At 71.1% G+C, this 17587-nt stretch carries 14 protein-coding genes and 1 pseudogene; 6 read left to right on the top strand and 9 right to left on the bottom strand.

All coding sequences use genetic code 11. The features are described from left to right. Positions 1-61: 61 nt before the first annotated feature. The 3 genes from AB0305_RS19580 to AB0305_RS19590 all read right to left on the bottom strand — a co-directional run bounded on the left by AB0305_RS19580 (position 62) and on the right by AB0305_RS19590 (position 2866). The gene (locus AB0305_RS19580; RefSeq protein WP_364136841.1) at positions 62-1498 is read right to left on the bottom strand and encodes a class II fumarate hydratase; all 1437 of its coding nucleotides are present in this window, start codon (positions 1496-1498) and stop codon (positions 62-64) included. An 83-nt stretch (positions 1499-1581) separates the two neighbouring features. Next, positions 1582-2196: a carbonic anhydrase gene (locus tag AB0305_RS19585; RefSeq protein WP_290258545.1), complete on the bottom strand. Its 615-nt coding sequence runs from the start codon at positions 2194-2196 to the stop codon at positions 1582-1584. Between the two features lie 10 nt (positions 2197-2206). Then, on the bottom strand, positions 2207-2866 hold the full coding sequence (locus tag AB0305_RS19590; RefSeq protein ID WP_364136843.1) for a DUF4245 domain-containing protein: 660 nt from the start codon (positions 2864-2866) through the stop codon (positions 2207-2209). 228 nt (positions 2867-3094) lie between these two features. Here AB0305_RS19590 and glpX point away from each other — a divergent pair, with 228 nt between their 5' ends. Beyond that, positions 3095-4132 (top strand): class II fructose-bisphosphatase, encoded by a 1038-nt coding sequence (gene glpX / locus AB0305_RS19595; protein ID WP_290258543.1) that lies wholly within the window; start codon positions 3095-3097, stop codon positions 4130-4132. A 79-nt stretch (positions 4133-4211) separates the two neighbouring features. Then, complete coding sequence (gene galE / locus AB0305_RS19600) at positions 4212-5180, top strand: UDP-glucose 4-epimerase GalE (protein ID WP_364136845.1); 969 nt, start codon at positions 4212-4214, stop codon at positions 5178-5180. A 101-nt stretch (positions 5181-5281) separates the two neighbouring features. On the opposite strand, the gene AB0305_RS19605 is transcribed toward galE, so the two are convergent. The 5 genes from AB0305_RS19605 to AB0305_RS19625 are packed head-to-tail and all read right to left on the bottom strand — an operon-like array spanning position 5282 to position 10899. Continuing rightward, positions 5282-6241 carry a peptidoglycan bridge formation glycyltransferase FemA/FemB family protein gene (locus AB0305_RS19605; RefSeq protein WP_364136847.1) on the bottom strand — a complete coding sequence of 320 codons (960 nt, stop codon included), beginning with the start codon at positions 6239-6241 and terminating at the stop codon, positions 5282-5284. Between the two features lie 2 nt (positions 6242-6243). After that, positions 6244-7497, bottom strand: a complete 1254-nt coding sequence (manA, locus tag AB0305_RS19610) for a mannose-6-phosphate isomerase, class I (protein ID WP_364136849.1) — start codon at positions 7495-7497, stop codon at positions 6244-6246. An 11-nt stretch (positions 7498-7508) separates the two neighbouring features. Next, entirely contained in the window at positions 7509-9176 is a 1668-nt protein-coding gene (locus AB0305_RS19615) for an LCP family protein (protein ID WP_364136851.1), read from the bottom strand. Between the two features lie 11 nt (positions 9177-9187). Then, complete coding sequence (gene purE / locus AB0305_RS19620) at positions 9188-9757, bottom strand: 5-(carboxyamino)imidazole ribonucleotide mutase (protein WP_364136853.1); 570 nt, start codon at positions 9755-9757, stop codon at positions 9188-9190. Then, the gene (locus tag AB0305_RS19625; RefSeq protein WP_364137303.1) at positions 9754-10899 is read right to left on the bottom strand and encodes a 5-(carboxyamino)imidazole ribonucleotide synthase; all 1146 of its coding nucleotides are present in this window, start codon (positions 10897-10899) and stop codon (positions 9754-9756) included. The genes purE and AB0305_RS19625 overlap by 4 nt, the downstream gene beginning before the upstream one ends. 201 nt (positions 10900-11100) lie before the next feature. On the opposite strand from AB0305_RS19625, the gene AB0305_RS19630 reads away from it, so the two are divergent. After that, on the top strand, positions 11101-11670 hold the full coding sequence (locus AB0305_RS19630; protein ID WP_364136855.1) for a GtrA family protein: 570 nt from the start codon (positions 11101-11103) through the stop codon (positions 11668-11670). A gap of 34 nt (positions 11671-11704) precedes the next feature. On the opposite strand, the gene AB0305_RS19635 is transcribed toward AB0305_RS19630, so the two are convergent. Beyond that, positions 11705-12439 carry a TIGR03089 family protein gene (locus AB0305_RS19635; protein ID WP_364136857.1) on the bottom strand — a complete coding sequence of 245 codons (735 nt, stop codon included), beginning with the start codon at positions 12437-12439 and terminating at the stop codon, positions 11705-11707. Between the two features lie 441 nt (positions 12440-12880). Here AB0305_RS19635 and AB0305_RS19640 point away from each other — a divergent pair, with 441 nt between their 5' ends. The 3 genes and pseudogenes from AB0305_RS19640 to AB0305_RS19650 form a co-directional block, all read left to right on the top strand. Beyond that, entirely contained in the window at positions 12881-13426 is a 546-nt protein-coding gene (locus tag AB0305_RS19640; protein WP_290258534.1) for a WhiB family transcriptional regulator, read from the top strand. After that, the gene (locus AB0305_RS19645) at positions 13426-16983 is read left to right on the top strand and encodes a glycosyltransferase family 2 protein (RefSeq protein WP_364137305.1); all 3558 of its coding nucleotides are present in this window, start codon (positions 13426-13428) and stop codon (positions 16981-16983) included. The genes AB0305_RS19640 and AB0305_RS19645 overlap by 1 nt, the downstream gene beginning before the upstream one ends. Beyond that, a pseudogene (locus tag AB0305_RS19650) lies at positions 16976-17587 on the top strand (hypothetical protein); the annotation flags it as partial. The gene AB0305_RS19645 and the pseudogene AB0305_RS19650, both read left to right, overlap by 8 nt.

The following is a 17587-nucleotide window of genomic DNA, read 5'->3' on the forward strand; positions in this document are numbered from 1 at the left end:
GGAAGGTACCGGCCGCCGTCGTCGTTCCGCCCCTGCGGGGTCCGGTTGCTGCCCCTGGGCCCTAAGCCTTGTGCGGCGGACGGGTCATGGACATGACGTCCAGGGCGGTGTCCAGCTGCTCCTCGGTCAGTTCGCCGCGCTCCAGGAAGCCCATGGCAACGACGGTCTCGCGGATGGTCAGGCCCTCGGCGACGGCCTTCTTGGCGATCTTGGCGGCGTTCTCGTAGCCGATGAACTTGTTCAGCGGGGTCACGATCGAGGGGGAGGCCTCGGCCAGGAAGCGGGCACGCTCGATGTTGGCGGTGATGCCGTCGATCATCTTGTCGGCCATGACGCGGCTGGTGTTGGCCAGCAGGCGGACGGACTCGAGCAGGTTGGCGGCCATGACGGGGATGCCGACGTTGAGCTCGAAGGCGCCGTTGGTGCCGGACCAGGCGATGGCGGTGTCGTTGCCGATGACCTGCGCGGCGACCATGATGGAGGCCTCGCAGATGACCGGGTTGACCTTGCCCGGCATGATCGAGGAGCCCGGCTGCAGGTCCGGGATGGCGATCTCGCCGAGGCCGGTGTTGGGGCCAGAACCCATCCAGCGCAGGTCGTTGTTGATCTTCATGAAGGAGATCGCGATGTTGCGCAGCTGGCTGGAGGCCTCGATCAGGCCGTCACGGTTGGCCTGGGCCTCGAAGTGGTCGCGGGCCTCGGTCAGCGGCAGGCCGGTGTCCGCGGCGAGCAGCTCGATCACGCGCTCCGGGAAGCCGGCCGGGGTGTTGATGCCGGTGCCGACGGCGGTGCCGCCCAGGGGGACCTCGGCGACGCGGGGGAGGGAGGCGTTGATCCTCTCGATGCCGTAACGGACCTGCGCGGCGTAGCCGCCGAACTCCTGGCCGAGGGTGACGGGGGTGGCGTCCATCAGGTGGGTGCGGCCGGACTTCACGACGTCCTTGAACTCGGCCGACTTCCGCTCCAAGGACTCGGCCAGGTAGCCCAGGGCCGGGATCAGGTCGTTGATCAGCGCGGAGGTTGCGGCGACGTGGACGGAGGTGGGGAACACGTCGTTGGAGGACTGCGAGGCGTTGACGTGGTCGTTCGGGTGGACCACCTTGTCGCTGCCGCCGGCCTTCAGCGCGCGGGAGGCGAGCTCGGCGATGACCTCGTTGGTGTTCATGTTCGAGGAGGTACCGGAACCGGTCTGGAACACGTCGATCGGGAAGTGGCCGTCGTACTTGCCCGCGGCGACCTCGTCGGCCGCGTCGGCGATCGCCTGGGCCAGCTCGCCGTCGAGCACTCCCAGCTCCGCGTTGGCCTGCGCCGCTGCCTTCTTGACCCGGGCGAGGGCCTCGATGTGGGCGCGCTCCAGGGTCTTGCCGGAGATCGGGAAGTTTTCGACTGCACGCTGCGTCTGCGCACGGTACAGGGCGTTGGCCGGGACGCGGACCTCGCCCATCGTGTCGTGCTCGATGCGGAATTCTTCGTTGGTCAAATCTGCTGTGGAAGTCATGGGGCTAGCTTATTGGGCCGGGGCGCCGCTTCGAAAACCGTGAACCGGCGCCACCGGACCCCATGAGGTGCACGCGGAGGACCCTAGAGCTCGCCGATCCCGGAGACCCGGTCGGCCCGGCCCTCTGCGAGGCGGTAGGTCACGCCCAGCACCGCGGTGCTGCCGTTGGCTACGGCGTCGGAAATGGTGCGCGAGCTGTCCACCAGCCGCTGAGCGATCTGCTTGACGTTTTCCTCGACCATGTCGTTGACCTCGGTGTGGCCGTTGCGCAGCGAGGTCAGCACGGCCGGGGTGATGCGCTCGACCAGGCTGCGGACGAAGCCGCCGGGCATCTCGCCCGATTCGACGGCGTCCTTGGTGGCGATGACGGCGCCGCAGCTGTCGTGGCCCAGGACCACGATCAGCGGCACGCCGAGCACGCCGATGCTGTACTCGAGCGAGCCGAGGACGGCGTCGTCGATCACCTGGCCGGCGGTGCGGACGACGAACGCGTCCCCCAGGCCCAGGTCGAAGATGATCTCGGCGGCGAGCCGGGAGTCGGCGCAGCCGAAGATGACGGCGAACGGGTGCTGGTTCTCCACCAGTGAGGACCGGCGCGAGGCGTCCTGGTTCGGGTGCGAGGATTCACCGGCAACGAAGCGCTGGTTGCCTTCCTGCAGGCGGCGCCAGGCGAGGGCGGGAGTCAGTTGAGTGGTCACCCTGCTTACTTTACGTCGAGGGTGCCGCCGTCGCAGAAACTGTTGCGGCGGGGTTGCTGTCCAGCGCCGCGACCACGGCCGCGCCCAGGGTGGAGAACTCGGCCAGGGTCGCCGGTCCGCTGAGCACCACGGTGGTACCGCGGTAGTTCAGGACCATGCTCTTTTCGCCCTTGCCGGTGTCACGCAGTTCCCAGTCCTTGCCGCCGGCGTTCCGGGTGCCGGTGACCGGGGCGCTCTTGGTCTGGTCCCGCAGCCAGGTGGGGTTGGACTGCCTGGTCTGGACCAGGCCGATGAAGGAATCCTTGGGCGTCAGGTAGCCCACCTCCCAGGTGGCGACGCCGGTGGCGATGCCGGACTCCCACCGGGCGTAGTTGGCCCGGTACCCGTCGCCCGCCTGCGGCGCAACCGGTGTGAATCCTGCCACTCCGGCGGCGTTGGCGGCGATGCCGGCGACGTCGATGCTGGGACGGTAGCCGTCGCTCTTGGGCGCCGGGTTCATCAGCACCACCGGAAGGAACGCCGCGATGCTCAGCACCAGGGCGACGATCATGCCGATCACCGACGCGTTGGCGCGCTTGGCTGCGGCGGCGCGGATGACGGGTTTGACGGGCTGGTCCGCCGGGGCCGGCGTTCGGGGCGCCTCGGACGGCGTTTCCTGCAATTCGTTCACCCTTCTATAGTCGCCCATGGCGCACCGATCTCCCATTCCACGGTGCCCCCTCCGGCGCCCCCGTCCGGACCCTGCCGGGACGCTACCGGGCAGTAGGTTCCGGTAAGGGGCCGTCATCCACTGACCGATGGACGCGGCCGTGACTATGATCGATAAGAGACGAACGACCGTTGCGGCCGCCACCCGGCCGGGCGGGTTCGATGATTGCCACTCGAAGAAGAGGTTCACGTGTCACCTGCGTCCATCACCCAGCAGTACTCCACGCTTTCCCCGTCGCTTGCCGTCGGCATCGACGAGCCTGACCGCAACCTTGCCCTGGAACTGGTCCGCGTCACCGAGGCCGCGGCCATCGCCGGCGGCCACTGGGTGGGCTTCGGCGACAAGAACAAGGCCGACGGCGCCGCCGTCGACGCCATGCGCTCCTTCCTCCAGACCGTCCACTTCAACGGCGTCGTGGTCATCGGTGAGGGCGAAAAGGACGAGGCCCCGATGCTGTTCAACGGCGAACGCGTCGGCGACGGCACCGGCCCCGAGGTCGACGTCGCCGTCGACCCCATCGACGGCACCCGGCTGACCGCCCTCGGCATCAACAACGCCCTGGCCGTCCTGGCCGTCGCCGAGCGCGGTTCGATGTTCGACCCCTCCGCCGTCTTCTACATGGAGAAGCTGGTGACCGGCCCCGAGGCCGCCGACATGGTGGACCTGCGCCTGCCGGTCAAGCAGAACCTGCACCTGATCGCCAAGGCCAAGGGCGTCAAGGTCAACCAGCTCAACGTCATGATCCTGGACCGCGACCGGCACCGCCCGCTGGTGGACGAGATCCGCGAGGCCGGCGCGCGTACGAAGTTCATCATGGACGGCGACGTCGCCGGCGCCATCGCCGCGGCCCGCTCCGGCACCGGTGTCGACGCCCTGATGGGCATCGGCGGCACCCCCGAAGGCATCGTCGCGGCCTGTGCGATCAAGTCCCTCGGCGGCGTCATCCAGGGCCGCCTCTGGCCCACCAGCGACGAGGAAAAGCAGAAGGCGATCGACGCCGGCCACGACCTGGACCGGGTGCTCTCCACCAACGACCTCGTCTCCAGCGACAACTGCTACTTCGCCGCCACCGGCATCACCGACGGCGACCTGCTCAAGGGCGTGCGCTACTCCAAGGACAAGGTCCTCACCCAGTCCATCGTGATGCGCTCCAAGTCCGGCACCATCCGCTTCGTCGACGGCGAGCACCAGGCCAGCAAGTGGGAGGGCTACGCCCGCAAGCACTAGCGGCCACCCGCTTCGTCATTTCCTGATCCCGGTACGCGCCCGCGTGCCGGGATCAGCTTTACCCCGATAGGGTGGTGCCATGACTTGGCTTGTAACCGGCGGTGCAGGATATATCGGCTCCCACGTGGTCGCGGCGTTGCGCGCGGCCTCGATCCCTTCCCTGGTGGTGGACTCGCTCTCCAGCGGCCACCGCGAATTCGTCCCGGAGGACGTGCCGTTCGTGCACGCCAGCATCTTGGACACCGAGGTGGTGGCCCGCAGCATGGTGGACCACGGCGTCACCGGCGTCATCCACCTGGCCGGCTTCAAGTACGCCGGCGTCTCGGTGCAGGAACCCCTGCTCACCTACGAACAGAACGTCACCGGCACGGCCAACCTGCTCAAGGCGATGGAACTGGCCGACGTGGACAAGCTGGTGTTCTCCTCCTCGGCCGCCACCTACGGCACGCCGCGGGTGGACATCGTCACGGAGGACACGGCCACCTCGCCCGAGTCCCCGTACGGCGAAAGCAAGTTGATCGGCGAGTGGCTGATCCGGGACCAGGGCGTGGCCCGCGGCCTCAAGCACACCTCGCTGCGCTACTTCAACGTGGTGGGCTCCGGCTCGCCGGAACTCTATGACACGAGCCCCCACAACCTGTTCCCGATCGTGCTCCGGGCGCTGACCTCGGGTAAGACGCCGAAGATCAACGGCACCGACTACAACACCGAGGACGGCACCTGCGTCCGCGACTACGTCCACGTCGCCGACCTCGCCGCCTCGCACGTCGCCGCCGCGCAGGCACTGGCCGCTGGCAAGCCGCTGGAGCGGGTCTACAACCTGGGCTCCGGCGACGGCCTGTCCGTGAAGCAGATCATGACCGCCATGGCCACCGTGACCGGCATCGACTTCGAACCGGAGATCGGCCCGCGCCGCCCCGGTGACCCGGACCGGATCGTGGCGGACGGCACCCGCGCCGCCCGGGACCTGGACTGGAAGATGCGGCACACGGTGGAGGACATGGTGGCCAGCGCCTACGAGGCGCAGAGGCGCGCCGGGGCCAAGTAACGGCGCCCAGCGGCCTGGCGACACGCAAAAACGCCCGCGCCCCGAACATTCCGGGGGCGCGGGCGTATTTGCGTGTCGCACGGCGAAACCCGCCGCGGGGGCTACTTCCGCAGCCTGCGGAGCAGCCCCTTCAGGACCTGGGCGCCCTTCCGGGCCAGCTGGTAGCCGCCGTAGCGCAGCGTGTTCACCGGCAGGTCCCAGGTGCCCGGGTAGGCGACCTCCCGGCCGCCGAAGGATTTCTTGAAGGCGGTGAACCCGGCCCACTTGTGGTCCGGCTGGTCCGCCGGCGCGACGCCCCAGAGGTCCACGTGCTTCAGGCCCTTGTCCTTGGCGTCCGCCATCAGGGTCACCACCAGCGGGATGCCGGCGCTGAGCTTGCGGTGGGTGTCATCCAGCGCCGCATGGGCGTAGGTGCGGGTGTCCGCCGAGTCGTACGTCAGGGCCGCCGCGATCGGTGATCCCTCCAGCTCGGCGATGAACAGGGTCGCGGCGCCCGAGGGCATCAGCGTCCGCGCCACCTGCGTCAGGTACTCATCGCTCTGCGGCTTGAAGCCGTTGCGGGCCGCCGTCTGGTGCAGGAATCCCAGCAGGACCGAAATCTCGGCGGGGTCCTGGCTGGCCCGGAACGTCACGCCCTTCTTGTGGATGTTGCGGTAGAGGTTCCGGTTGACCGGCTTCATCCCGGCCAGGACCTCCTTGAAGTCCGGCTCAAGATCCACGATCCAGCTCAGCTCCGGCTGCAGGTTCGCCGGTGCCGGACGCAGGCCGCGGCTGCGCAGGACCGCGTCGGCCTCCGCGGCGGAGAACCCGGCGCTGACCGGCTCGACCCGGATGAAGACCGCACCGGACGCCTTGGCGCGGGCCGTCAGCGAGGCCAGCGCGGCGTCGAAGGCGGCCACCGACCCGGCCACCGGGCCGTAGGGGACGTAGAGGAGCTTGCCGGCCGGGTTGCTTTCCTCGATGGCGAGGTAGCGCCAGCCGTCACCGGACTCCTCGTGGACGGTGCGGCCCAGGTCGCGCTGGACGCGGGCCCAGTCCGGGCCCTGCAGGAAGTGGTCCATGATCAGGCCTTCATTCCGGTGGTCACGGCAAAGACAACGGCCGGTTCGGCGGTGTCCCCAGCCGGGTGGACGTTCACCGGCGCCTCGGCGGCCGGCACGAAGGCGCTGCCGCCGCGGTCCAGCCGGAGGTCGCCCTTCGGCGAATCCAGCATCACGGACCCGGCCACCACGATCAGCACCGCGGCGCCCGACTGGGCCAGCGGAACGGCCTCGCCGCCCGGGGCGAGTTCGATGCGCTGCAGCGCGAATTCCTGGAACGGCGGCCGGTACAGCTCCTGGCCCAGCATGGTCTGCTCGGCGCGCAGCTCCGGGACGCCCACGGCCTCGAAGGCGATGGTCCGCAACAGCTCGGGCACGTCCACGAACTTGGGGGTAAGGCCGCCGCGCAGCACGTTGTCCGAGGAGGCCATCACCTCGATCCCGAGTCCGTGCAGGTAGGCGTGCACGTTACCGGCGGGCAGGTAGACGGCCTCGCCGGGGGCCAGGGAAATCCGGTTCAGCAGCAGTGAGATCAGCACGCCGGGGTCGCCGGGGTATTCGGCGTTGAGCATGCCGACGGTGTCGAGGGCGGCGGCGTCCGGTCCGTCCGGGGTGCCGGCGGCCAGCAGCTCGACGACGGCGGCCGTTGCGGCGGCCACGTTGTCGCCCCCGCCGATCAGCCGTTCGAACGCGGCGCGCAGGGCCTGTCCCTCCTCCGGCCGGGCGAGGTCACCGACCAGCTGCGGCAGCAGGGCCGGCACCTCGCGGCCGCCCTGCTCGAAGGCCCGGGCCAGGTCCTCGAACACGGCGCGGGACTCGGCAGCCGGCCTGAAGCCGCAGAGCGCCTCGAACGGGGTCAGCGCGAAGATCATCTCGGGCTTGTGGTTGTCGTCCTTGTAGTTGCGGGTCGCCGCGGACCGGTCCACGCCGGCGGCCTCCTCGCGCGCAAAGCCTGCCCGCGCTTGTTCCAGGGTGGGGTGCACCTGCAGGGAGAGCGGGTGGTCGGCGGCAAGGACCTTCAGCAGGAAGGGCAGCCGCGGGCCGAACGCGGCGACGCTCTCACTGCCCAGGAAGTGGTCCGGGTCGCCGGCGATCAGCGCGTCCAGTGCCAGCGGTCCGCCGTCGTCCGCTCGCGCCGCGGTGGAGGGGGAGTCCGGGTGCGCCCCGATCCACAGCTCGGCTTCCGGGCCGCCGGAGGCCGGGCGACCCAGCAGGCCGGCGATCGCGGTGGGGGAGCCCCATGCGTAGGGGCGGAGGACGTTCTCGAGTGCGTACATGGATCCTTATCCTAAAGCGGGGCGCACTGGCCGTTGGTGGCAACCAGGTTGCGGATCGACTGCTCGTCGCCCTGGCGTTTGAAGTCGTTGAGCATCTCCTCGGTGATGGGTTCACCGTCCGGCGTCGTGGTCACCGGGGTGAAATCCGAGGACGACGACGGCGCCGGCGACGTTCCGGGCACCGTGCGGGATGCGGTCTGAGCCGACAGCCCGGAGATGGTGCCGGCGGCGGAGAGCGGTCCGGGGACCGCGGCCGGGCGCAGCAGCTCATCGGTGCCGGCGCCCGCCTGCGGCGCCGGGCCGAGGAGCTTGTCCACGGCCTGGTGGATCCGGTCGAAGTCCGGGACGGTGGAGAAGTACGCCTCGAAGTCCGGCGGCCCGATGGTCAGGCGGCGGACCGGCTGGCCCTTGGACTTCATGGCGAGGTCAACGAAGCTGCCCAGCTGGCCGGCGGAGACGTTGGAGTCCACCACCTTGGTGCCGGCCTTGACGATGTCCTCGAACTTTGTCAGCAGGGTGCCCGGGTCGAGCTGCTTGAGCATGGCCTGCTGGACGCACTGCTGCCGGGCGATGCGGGCGTAATCGTCGACGAATTCTCGGGAACGGCCGTACCAGAGGGCGTGGTAGCCGTCCAGGGTGTTGTCCCCGGCGGGGATCCAGCCCAGCGGCATGCCGTGGATGCCGTTGGCCTCGTCGATGGTCTCGCCGCTGATGGGGACCCAGCCGCCGGCCTTGATCCGGATCCCGCCCATCGCGTCGATGAGCTTGGCGAAGCCGTCCATGTCCACCAGGACGTAGGCCTGGACTTTGATGCCCAGCGTGCCGGAGACGGCCTCGAGCGTGGCCTGCGCCCCGGGATCCTCGACGCCGGGGTAGAGGTCCTGGTGCTCGTTGGTGACCTCGGTGTTGATCGCGTTGATCAGGCACTCGTCGCCGCAGTTATAGCCGTCCGGGTAGATCTTCCGCATCGGCGAATCGTCGCTGAACCTGGCGTTTTGCAGGTTGCGGGGGATCGAGATGATCGCGGAGGCGCCGGTCTTGGCGTCCACGCTGATCACCGAGAGGCTGTCCGGGCGGCGGCCGGTCCGGTCCGCGCCGGCATCGCCGCCCATCATGAGGAAGTTGTAGCGGCCTTCGGAGGGCTCCATCGCGGGGCCGTCGGCGAAGATGGTGCCGATCGCCTCGCGGCCGACATTCAGCAGGTAGGCGGTGTAGCCGAGCCCGCCAGCGCTGAGAACCATTGCGACGACCAGGCCGAGGACGACGGCGGCGCGGGTGCGGGCCGCGGGCAGCAGCACCGGCCGGATCAGCCGGAGCGTGTTCAGGAACAGGGCCGCCCAGCCGACGGCGAGGGCCGCGAGCACGATCACGAGGATCAGCGAGGTGATCGGGTTGGCGACCAGGTTGATCAGCGTGGGCCGTGCGACGGCCAGCAGGATCAGCCCCACCAGTACCAGGGCCCAGACGGTGAGGGTGACGCGCAGGGCGGCGCGTCCCAGCCGCCGGTCGCCGGCCACCAGCTGCGCGCTGCCGGGAACCAGGAGGGTCAGCAGGATCAGCAGGATCCCGCGGCGGGTCAGGGTGGCGGGCGCGGCTCCCCGCGGATACCGGACCGGGTCCGTCAGCCGGGTCCGCCCGGGCCGGTCAGTGTCCGGCGCGCCGGCGGATCCTTCGCTCATGGTGGGAATCCTTACCGGCCGCCCCGCGGTTCGGTGTTCTCGGCGGAGAACACCTCGGCCACCTTGGCGCGCAGGCTGGCGCCCTTGGCGGTGGCGGCGTCGTTGAGGTCCTGGGCGAAGCGCAGCAGTTCGGTGCGCAGCTCGGCGGCGAACGCGTCCGTCCCGGCGGCCAGCATGCGCACGGCCAGCAGGCCGGCGTTGCGGGCGCCGCCGATAGAGACGGTGGCCACCGGCACGCCGGCGGGCATCTGGACGATCGAGAGGAGCGAGTCCATGCCGTCGAGGGTCTTCAGCGGCACGGGCACCCCGATCACCGGCAGCGGCGTCACCGAGGCGAGCATCCCGGGCAGGTGGGCCGCGCCGCCGGCGCCGGCGATGATGACCCGGATGCCGCGCTCGTGGGCGGTCTGCCCGTAGCGGATCATCTCGGTGGGCATTCGGTGGGCGGAGACGACGTCGGCCTCGAAGGGGATGCCGAACTCGGCCAGCGCCTCCGCGGCGGCCTCCATGACCGGCCAGTCCGAGTCGGAGCCCATGACGAGCCCGACGAGCGGGGCGGCGGTGGTGTCAGTGGTGGTCATTCGGTCTCCCCGGTGGTCCCGGGCGCGGCGGCCTGGGGCCGGCCGTCCCGGATGATGGCGGCGACGGCGCCGGCGCGCTGCCGGACGGAGTCGACGTCGGCGGTGGAGCCGCCGACAAGGTTGACGTGGCCGATCTTCCGGCCCGGCCGCACGGCCTTGCCGTAGCTGTGGACCTTGGCGGCCGGCTCGGTGGCCAGCGCCGCGGGGTAGGCCGAGTAGAGGTTCTGGTTGGCGCCGCCGAGGAAGTTCTTCATGACCACCACCGGGCCCAGCAGGTCGGTGGCACCCAGCGGCAGGTTCAGGATGGCGCGCAGGTGCTGTTCGAACTGGCTGGTGACGGAGCCGTCCTGGGTCCAGTGGCCGGTGTTATGCGGGCGCATGGCCAGTTCGTTGATCAGGAAGCCGGAGCCGACGCCGGGGGTTTCGAACATCTCCACGGCCATGACGCCGGTGACGCCGAGTTCGTTGGCGATCCGCACGGCGGCGTCTTCCGCCGCGGCGGCGACCTCCAGCGGGATGTCCAGGGCGGGGGCGATCACCTCGTCGCAGACGCCGTCGACCTGGATGGTGTGCACGACGGGCCAGGCTCGGCATTCACCGTCCGGGGTGCGGGCCACCATGGCGGAGAGTTCGCGGCTGAACTCGACCTTGGCCTCGGCCAGCAGCGGGGACATCGACTCGAACCAGTCGGCCGACGCGGCGGCGTCCCCGGCCGAGGCGATGACGCGCACGCCCTTGCCGTCGTAGCCGCCACGCGGGGTCTTCAGCACCACGGGCCAGCCGGCGTCGTCGCCGAACGCGACGAGGGCGTCGACGTCGTCCACCGCGGCCCAGCGCGGGTTCGGCAGTTCCAGCCGGTCGATCGCGGCGCGCATCACGAGTTTGTCCTGGGCGTTGACCAGGGCGTCGGGGCCCGGGTGGACGTTGACGCCGGCATCGATCAGGGCGCGCAGGTGGTCGGTGGGCACGTGCTCGTGGTCGAAGGTGAGGACGTCCAGCCCGCGGGAGAACTCCAGCAGGTGGTCCAGGTCCTTGTAGTCACCGACCGGGGCTTTCGCCACCGCGGCCACCGCGGAGACGTCCTCAGCCTCGGCGAGGACACGGAGTTCGAAGCCGAGAGCGGTCGCGGCTGGGGCCATCATGCGGGCTAGTTGGCCGCCGCCAACCACGCCGATTACTGGAAAAGTCACATCGACCAGCCTACCGAACCCGGCGCCGGACGAGGCCCCGGACCCGTGATTTGGGCCGGTGAGTCCCCGCAGCGGGGCAATCTCCGGGGAAACGGCGCTAAAATGGGCCGTCGGCCACCCGGCCCCCACAGACAGCAACGCCCTCGGAGGGTCATGATCACCACACTTGCAGACCGGATCCGCGGGCTCGCCTCGCTCTTTTGGCGCGAAGTAGCGAAGTTCGGAGCCGTCGGCGGTGTCGCCTTTGTCATCGACAACGGCCTGACCTACTACCTGATGCACGGCCCCATGTCCGACAGCGAGGCCAAGGCCCGCTTCGTCGGGGCGACCGTGGCCACCATCTTCTCCTGGATCGCCAACCGCTTCTGGACCTTCCGGCACCGCCGCCAGGCCAACGTGCTGCGCGAGTTCGTGATGTTCGTGCTGATCAACGGCATCGGCATCGGCATCTCCACCGGCCTGACCGCCCTCGCCAAGTACGGCATGGGCATCACCGACAAGAACATGCTGTTCCTGGCCGGCGTTGTCGGCATCCTGGTCGCAACCGTGGTGCGCTTCTTCGCCTACCGTTTCCTGGTCTTCAACAAGGAACTCGACGACGAGCCCGAGTTCTCCGGCGACCATGAGATCATCGAACGCCACCCGCACGCCGCCGGATCAGTGCCTGCCGGCCGCGAGACCGGAAGCCCGGGCGCGACGGCGGACGGACGCCAGGCCCCGTAGGGCTGCTTCTCGGGCCAGGGCAGAGCACGACGGATCAGCGGAGGCTGATCCGTTCGTCGCCTAGCAGCCGCTCGGTCAGGGCAACGTCCGGGTGCACCAGCACCACCGAGCCGTCCCTGGACCAGGCCCACAGCGCCCGCGACAGCGCCGCCTCCAGGCCGTCCCCGGCCTGCACCAGCAACCGCGGCGCCGCAGCGCTGTGAGTAGCGCCGTCGTCCGCAACCCCTGGCAGGGCCCCGAAGTCCTCGACCAGCCGGCCGTGCGGATGGTCGACGCCGGCGGCGTCCCGCAGCGCGGTCCGGTCCGGCTCCGGGTCAACGTAGGCCATAAAGAAGTCCGCGTGGCTGCGGACCTCCGCCGCATAGTCGAGCACGCCGCTGGGGAGTTCGCCCGGCCAGCGCATCGCCAGGGCCGGCAGCGCCACGGCCAGCACGGCGTCGACTCCGCCGGCGGCCGCGGCCGGGCCGGGATCCGCCGTGGCGAGCAGTTCGGCGTCGCCGTCCGCCAGCACCACCTCCATCCCCAACTGCCAGGCGGCCAGGGCCAGCACCAGCGATTTCCAGTGTGCCGGCAGGTCGAGCCGCAGCCGGGTCCCCGGTTCGGCGTCCAGTTCGTCCTGCAGCAGGTTGCTGGTTTTCGCCACCCAGTTATCCAGCACCCGGCCGGAGAGCTCGACGCGCTCGGCGTCCGGGCCGTACCAGGTCAGGCGCGGGGCGGTGGACTGGCCGGAACGCAGGGCCGACATCAGGTCGGCGGCGGGGATGTTCATGGCGTTCATCTTGCCACGGCGGCCGCCGCGCCCCGCCTGGCAGTACCCCGGACCTGCCCTCGTCCCGCAGCGAGTGATCTCGGTCACGGCGCGCGGGGCCGGGCGGATCGGTGCCGTCACGTGCGCGGTCACCGCGGGGGAGGGGGACGCCGCCGATGATGCCGGAATGTCGGCCAAAAGGGAGCAGAAATCGCCGTTAGGCCCCCGAAGGTGGTCAGCATGCTTCCCATTTGGCGGGGATGGGCCGCAGGCCGCGCAAAAAATCACGGGCGTGGCGTGCCTCAGGAATTCCCAAGGAATTGATTATTATCCCTGCTGCCGCTTGACTCCCCGATACTTACACACGTGTAATTAGGGAACGAAAGCCACCGCACAACAGCCGGCGCTCAACCGAGTGTCCGTGGGTCAAGCAGGGGCTGCCAATCAGAGAGGGAAACGCCAATGGGGCTTGCAGAGCGTATCCATGAAGAGGAAGTTGTCGCCGGCCAGGCGACGGCCAAATACCGTTCACGCGGAGTGCCGAGCGATTGGTACGTGGACCCGGCCGATCCGGAGGCCGCGGACCGCTACAACGGCCAGACCAAGGACGCGCTGGAGGACCAGGCCACGGCCTTCCTCGCAGCCCACGAGGCTCTCCTGGCGGGGAACCCGGATCTCGACGACGATCCGCTGGACCCGCCCATGGAGGTGCAGGCCCCCGACGCCGGCACCGTAACCCAGGCGATCTGGATCGGTCTCCCCGCGCAGCAGGACTTCGACGACGAAGGCGAGCTGGGCTGGCAGACGGACGCGCTGTGCGCCCAGACGGACCCCGAGGCGTTCTTCCCCGAAAAGGGCGGCTCCACCCGGGACGCCAAGAAGGTCTGCGGCGCGTGCAACGTCCGCTCGCAGTGCCTGGAGTACGCACTCTCCAATGACGAGCGTTTCGGCATCTGGGGTGGCCTCTCCGAGCGGGAACGCCGCAGGCTTAGGAAGCGGGCAGTCTAATTCTTCAAGAAGTACGAGTCACCGCCGTCGTGGTAGCCCACGACGGCGGTGACTACCTCCCCAGAACCCTCGCGGCCCTGGCGGCGCAGACGCGCCCCGCGGACGCCGCGATCGGGGTCGACACCGGATCCCGCGACCATTCGGCGGCCCTGTTGGCGCAGGCGCTCGGCGCCGGTAACGTCACCGCCGTTGAACACTCCCGGACCGGCATGGGCGGAGCGGTGCAGGCCGGCCTGGCCGCCCTGGCCCCGCGCCGGGAGGGCATGGCCGCCGACGCCGAATGGGTCTGGCTGCTCCACGACGACGCCGCCCCGGCCCCCGAGGCCCTCGCGGAACTGCTGCACGCCGTCGAACGCGCGCCCTCGGTGACGGTGGCGGGCTGCAAGCAGCTCGACTGGCACTCCGAGCGGCGCCTGATCGACGTTGGACTCTCCATCAGCCGTTGGGCCGAGCGGCTCACCCTGATCGAGGCGGACGAGCTCGACCAGGGCCAGTACGACGGCCGCAGCGACATCTTTGCCGTCAACTCCGCCGGCATGCTGGTCCGCCGGGACGTCTGGGAGCAGCTGGGCGGATTCGACCCGGCCCTGCCCGGAACCGGCGACGACGTCGACTTCTGCTGGCGCAACCGCCTGGCCGGCCACCGCGTGGTGGTGGTCCCGACGGCACGCATGTTCCACGTGGCGCACCGCCCGCACGGCCAGGGCACCCCCGCCTCCGCCCGCAAGGCCCAGGTCCACCTGCGGCTCAAGCACGCCTCGGCCTGGAAGGTGCCCCTGCATGCCATCGGCGCCCTGCTGGGAAGCCTGTTCAAACTTGTCCTGAGCATCGCGCTCAAGGACCCCGGCCATGGACTGGCCCAGTTGGTAGCCACCCTCGGCGCCCTGGCCCGGCCCGCCGCCGTTCTCCGCGGCCGCCGCAACGCCGCGCGCACCCGCCGGATCCGCCGCTCCGTGATCAAGGGCCTGCAGACCCACCGCCGCGAGGTCTGGGCCCATCGGCGCTCCCTGATCGAGTCCCTCGGCTCGGACGACGCCGAGGGTATGCCGGGCCACGACCCTTTGGGCGAGCAGCCCAGCGGCGACGCCGCCGACGACTTCGCCGCCCTGGCCGCAACGGACCGCGGCTGGGTGGGAGCCGGCGCGCTGCTGGCGATGCTGCTCGCGGCCGCGGCCTCGGTGGCAGGGCTGCTGAACATTTTCCGGGCCGACGCCGTCACCGGCGGCGCACTGATCCCGCTCTCCACCGGGCTGGGCAGGATCTGGGACCACGCCACCGGCTGGTGGGTGGAACTTGGCGCCGGGCTGCCAGGGCGCGGGGATCCCTTCGGTTTCGTGCTCTGGTTCCTGGGCGTCCTCGGCGCGGGGAACGCCAACGCCTCGGTCGTGTGGCTGCTGCTGCTGGCCATGCCGCTGGCGGCCCTGACGGCTTGGTTCGCCGCGGGGGCCCTGACCCGGCGGCGCCGGCTGCGGTTCATCGCCGCGCTGGCCTGGGCCGGCGCCCCGGCGCTGCAGGTGGCCCTGAACCAGGGCCGACTGGGTGCCTTGGTGGCCCACGTGATGCTGCCGCTGCTGGTCCTGGCGCTGCTGCGCGCCACCGGCACCGTCCCCGGCCGCGGCCGCTTCGCGGTGCCCGCGCCGGGGGAGCGCCGCTTTACCGAGAAGCCCCCCATCAAACCCGGCATCAACGGGACGCCGTCCTGGACCGCCGCGGCCGCCGCCGGGCTCGCCCTGGCGGTCGTCACCGCCGCCGCCCCCTCGCTCCTGGTGCCTGCCCTGGTCCTGATCGTCCTCGGCGCGGTCCTGCTGGGCCGCCGGGGACGCACGCTCTGGTGGTCGCTGCTTCCCAGCCTGGCGCTGTTCGTTCCGTTCGCTCTCTCCGCCCTGGACCGCCCTCGCGCCCTGCTCGCTGACCCGGGACTGCCGCTCGGCTTCGACGCCGCGCCGCTCTGGCAGCAGGCACTCGGCCAGCCGTTGCGCTTCGACGCCGGCGCGGGCCTGACCGGACTGTCCCTCTTCGGCCCCGGCCCCGTGCCGTGGGCGCTGTTGCTGGCCCTGCTCGCAGGGGTTCCCGTCCTGGTGCTGGCGCTCACCGCGCTGTTCCTCCCGGGCCGCCGCGGCACCGGCCGCCGGCCCCGCCTCGCGCGCAGCCTCTGGGCCTCGGCGCTCGTTCTGTTGGCAAGAAGCTGGCTCGCCGGCCACCTCGCCGTCGCCGCCAGCGCCGAGGTCCTGGTCTCCCCGTTCTCCGGACCGGCCGTGTCCGCCGCGGCCTTCCTCCTGCTCGGCGCGGCGCTGCTCGGCGCCGAGGCCCTGCTGGACGCCGCGGCCGCAGCCCGCACCCGGTCCGTCACCGTTGAGGCAGAGCCGGGGGCCGATTCGGCCGCCGACACCGCAACAGAAGGGCCCACCACCTCCCGGGCGCTTCCGGCCCGTGCAGTCGCGGTCCCTGCCTTCCTGGTGAAGGGCGCCGCCGCGGCCGCCGTCGTGCTTCTGGTCGCGGGGCCGCTTGCAGGGCTGGCGGCGTGGTCCGCGCACAACGTTTTGCAGACCACGGCCGCCCCCGCCGGAACTGCCTCAGCCGGGGCCGCCTCCACCGGATCCGCGGGAACCGGAACCCCGGCCGCGGGACCTGCCGCCGGCACCGACGCCGCAGATGCCGCCGCCGATGACGGTGCGCTCGGGGTTTCCCGGCTGCTTCAGCCGGGCCGGGCCACGGCGCTGCCCGCCACCGCGATCGACCGCGGCGAGGGTCCCGAACAGGCCCGGACCCTGGTGATCTCCGCACAGGACAACGGCGGATTCGCCGCCTCGCTGATGCGTGGCTCCGGGACCACCCTGGACGCCCTGTCCGCGATCGCCTCCGCCCGGCCCGTCATCGGGGCCCCGGGCGAGGAATCCGTCCGGCTGGACGACGCCGTCAACGGCTCACTCCGCTCCGTCGTCGCCACCATCGTCGCCGGCCAGGGCGTGGATCCGCGCCAGCAGCTGGAGGAATTCGGCATCGGCTTCGTGGTGCTCTCGGCCACGGACAGCTCGGCCCAGCTGACGGCCAGCAGGATGGACGCCGTCCCCGGCCTCGTCGCCGTCGGGCAGACCGACGTCGGCTGGCTGTGGCGTATCACCCCGCTGCACCCAAGCCAGCAGGGCCCCGCCGACGCCGCGGAGGTGGCACACCGGCTGCGGATCGTCGACGGCTCCGGCGCCACCACCGGACTTCTGCCCGCCGGACCGCTGGACGCCGAGGCTCCGGTTCCGGACGGTCCCGAGGGCCGACTGGTGGTCCTCAGCGAACGGGCCGACGCCGGATGGAGCGCCTTCCTGGACGGCAAGCGGCTCACCGCCACCACCTCGGACTGGGCACAGGCCTTCACACTGCCGGCCCGCGGCGGCCAGCTCAGCATCCGCTACGAGAACCCCTGGGCGCTCTGGACCGGCATCGGGCAGGCGGTCGTGATCGGCCTGACCGTGCTGCTGGCCATCCCCATGCCCGCCCGCCGCCGCAATGCCGGCATCTCCCGGGACGAAGCGTCCCTGCGGAAGGAACACCAGCATGCCTGACGAACAGCACCCCGCGGTCCGGCCCGAAAACTCCGGCGACGGTCCGTCCGACGGCAAACGGGACCGCAGCGCCCGCGGCAAGGAGTCCCGGCCCACTGATTCCCAACCAACAGCCCGGCGGCTGAAGACCCTGGCCCGCCCGCTGGGCGGGATCCTCGCCGGCGTGGTCATAGTCGCCGCGGGCGGCGGACTGGTGGCCGCGACGGCACTGGCGCCCCGGACCTCCGGCAGCAGCCCGCTGACGGCACCTCAGGCCGCGGTCCCGGCCGGTAACCTCGTGGCCGTGTGCCCCGCCCCGGCCCGGCTGCTCCAGGCCACCCCGGTTGGGACCGACCCGCAGTTCAGCCCCGAGTCGGCCACGGCCAAGAGCGCCGTCTCCGCCCTGGTCCTGGGCAACGCGTCCGGCGTGCTCCCCGGCAGCCGCCTCGCCGGCCTGACCGGCAGCTCCCTGGTGGAACTGGCCAAGGCCCCGGCCGCGCCCGCCACCGCCAGCCCGGCTCCGGCCCCCGCGACCACACCGCCCGCACCCCGCGCCGCCGTCGCCCAGCGCGGGATCGACGCCGTGAGCGTCCTCAGCGCGGACGCGTTCGGGGACCAGCAGCCC

Source organism: Arthrobacter sp. NPDC080086 (genome assembly GCF_040702285.1).

Coding starts and splice junctions, on each gene's coding strand:
- AB0305_RS19580 (WP_364136841.1), bottom strand. CDS start 1,498: ATGACTTCCACAGCAGATTTGACCAACGAAGAATTCCGCATCGAGCAC.
- galE (WP_364136845.1), top strand. CDS start 4,212: ATGACTTGGCTTGTAACCGGCGGTGCAGGATATATCGGCTCCCACGTG.
- AB0305_RS19605 (WP_364136847.1), bottom strand. CDS start 6,241: ATGGACCACTTCCTGCAGGGCCCGGACTGGGCCCGCGTCCAGCGCGAC.
- manA (WP_364136849.1), bottom strand. CDS start 7,497: ATGTACGCACTCGAGAACGTCCTCCGCCCCTACGCATGGGGCTCCCCC.
- AB0305_RS19615 (WP_364136851.1), bottom strand. CDS start 9,176: ATGAGCGAAGGATCCGCCGGCGCGCCGGACACTGACCGGCCCGGGCGG.
- purE (WP_364136853.1), bottom strand. CDS start 9,757: ATGACCACCACTGACACCACCGCCGCCCCGCTCGTCGGGCTCGTCATG.
- AB0305_RS19625 (WP_364137303.1), bottom strand. CDS start 10,899: ATGATGGCCCCAGCCGCGACCGCTCTCGGCTTCGAACTCCGTGTCCTC.
- AB0305_RS19630 (WP_364136855.1), top strand. CDS start 11,101: ATGATCACCACACTTGCAGACCGGATCCGCGGGCTCGCCTCGCTCTTT.
- AB0305_RS19635 (WP_364136857.1), bottom strand. CDS start 12,439: ATGAACATCCCCGCCGCCGACCTGATGTCGGCCCTGCGTTCCGGCCAG.
- AB0305_RS19640 (WP_290258534.1), top strand. CDS start 12,881: ATGGGGCTTGCAGAGCGTATCCATGAAGAGGAAGTTGTCGCCGGCCAG.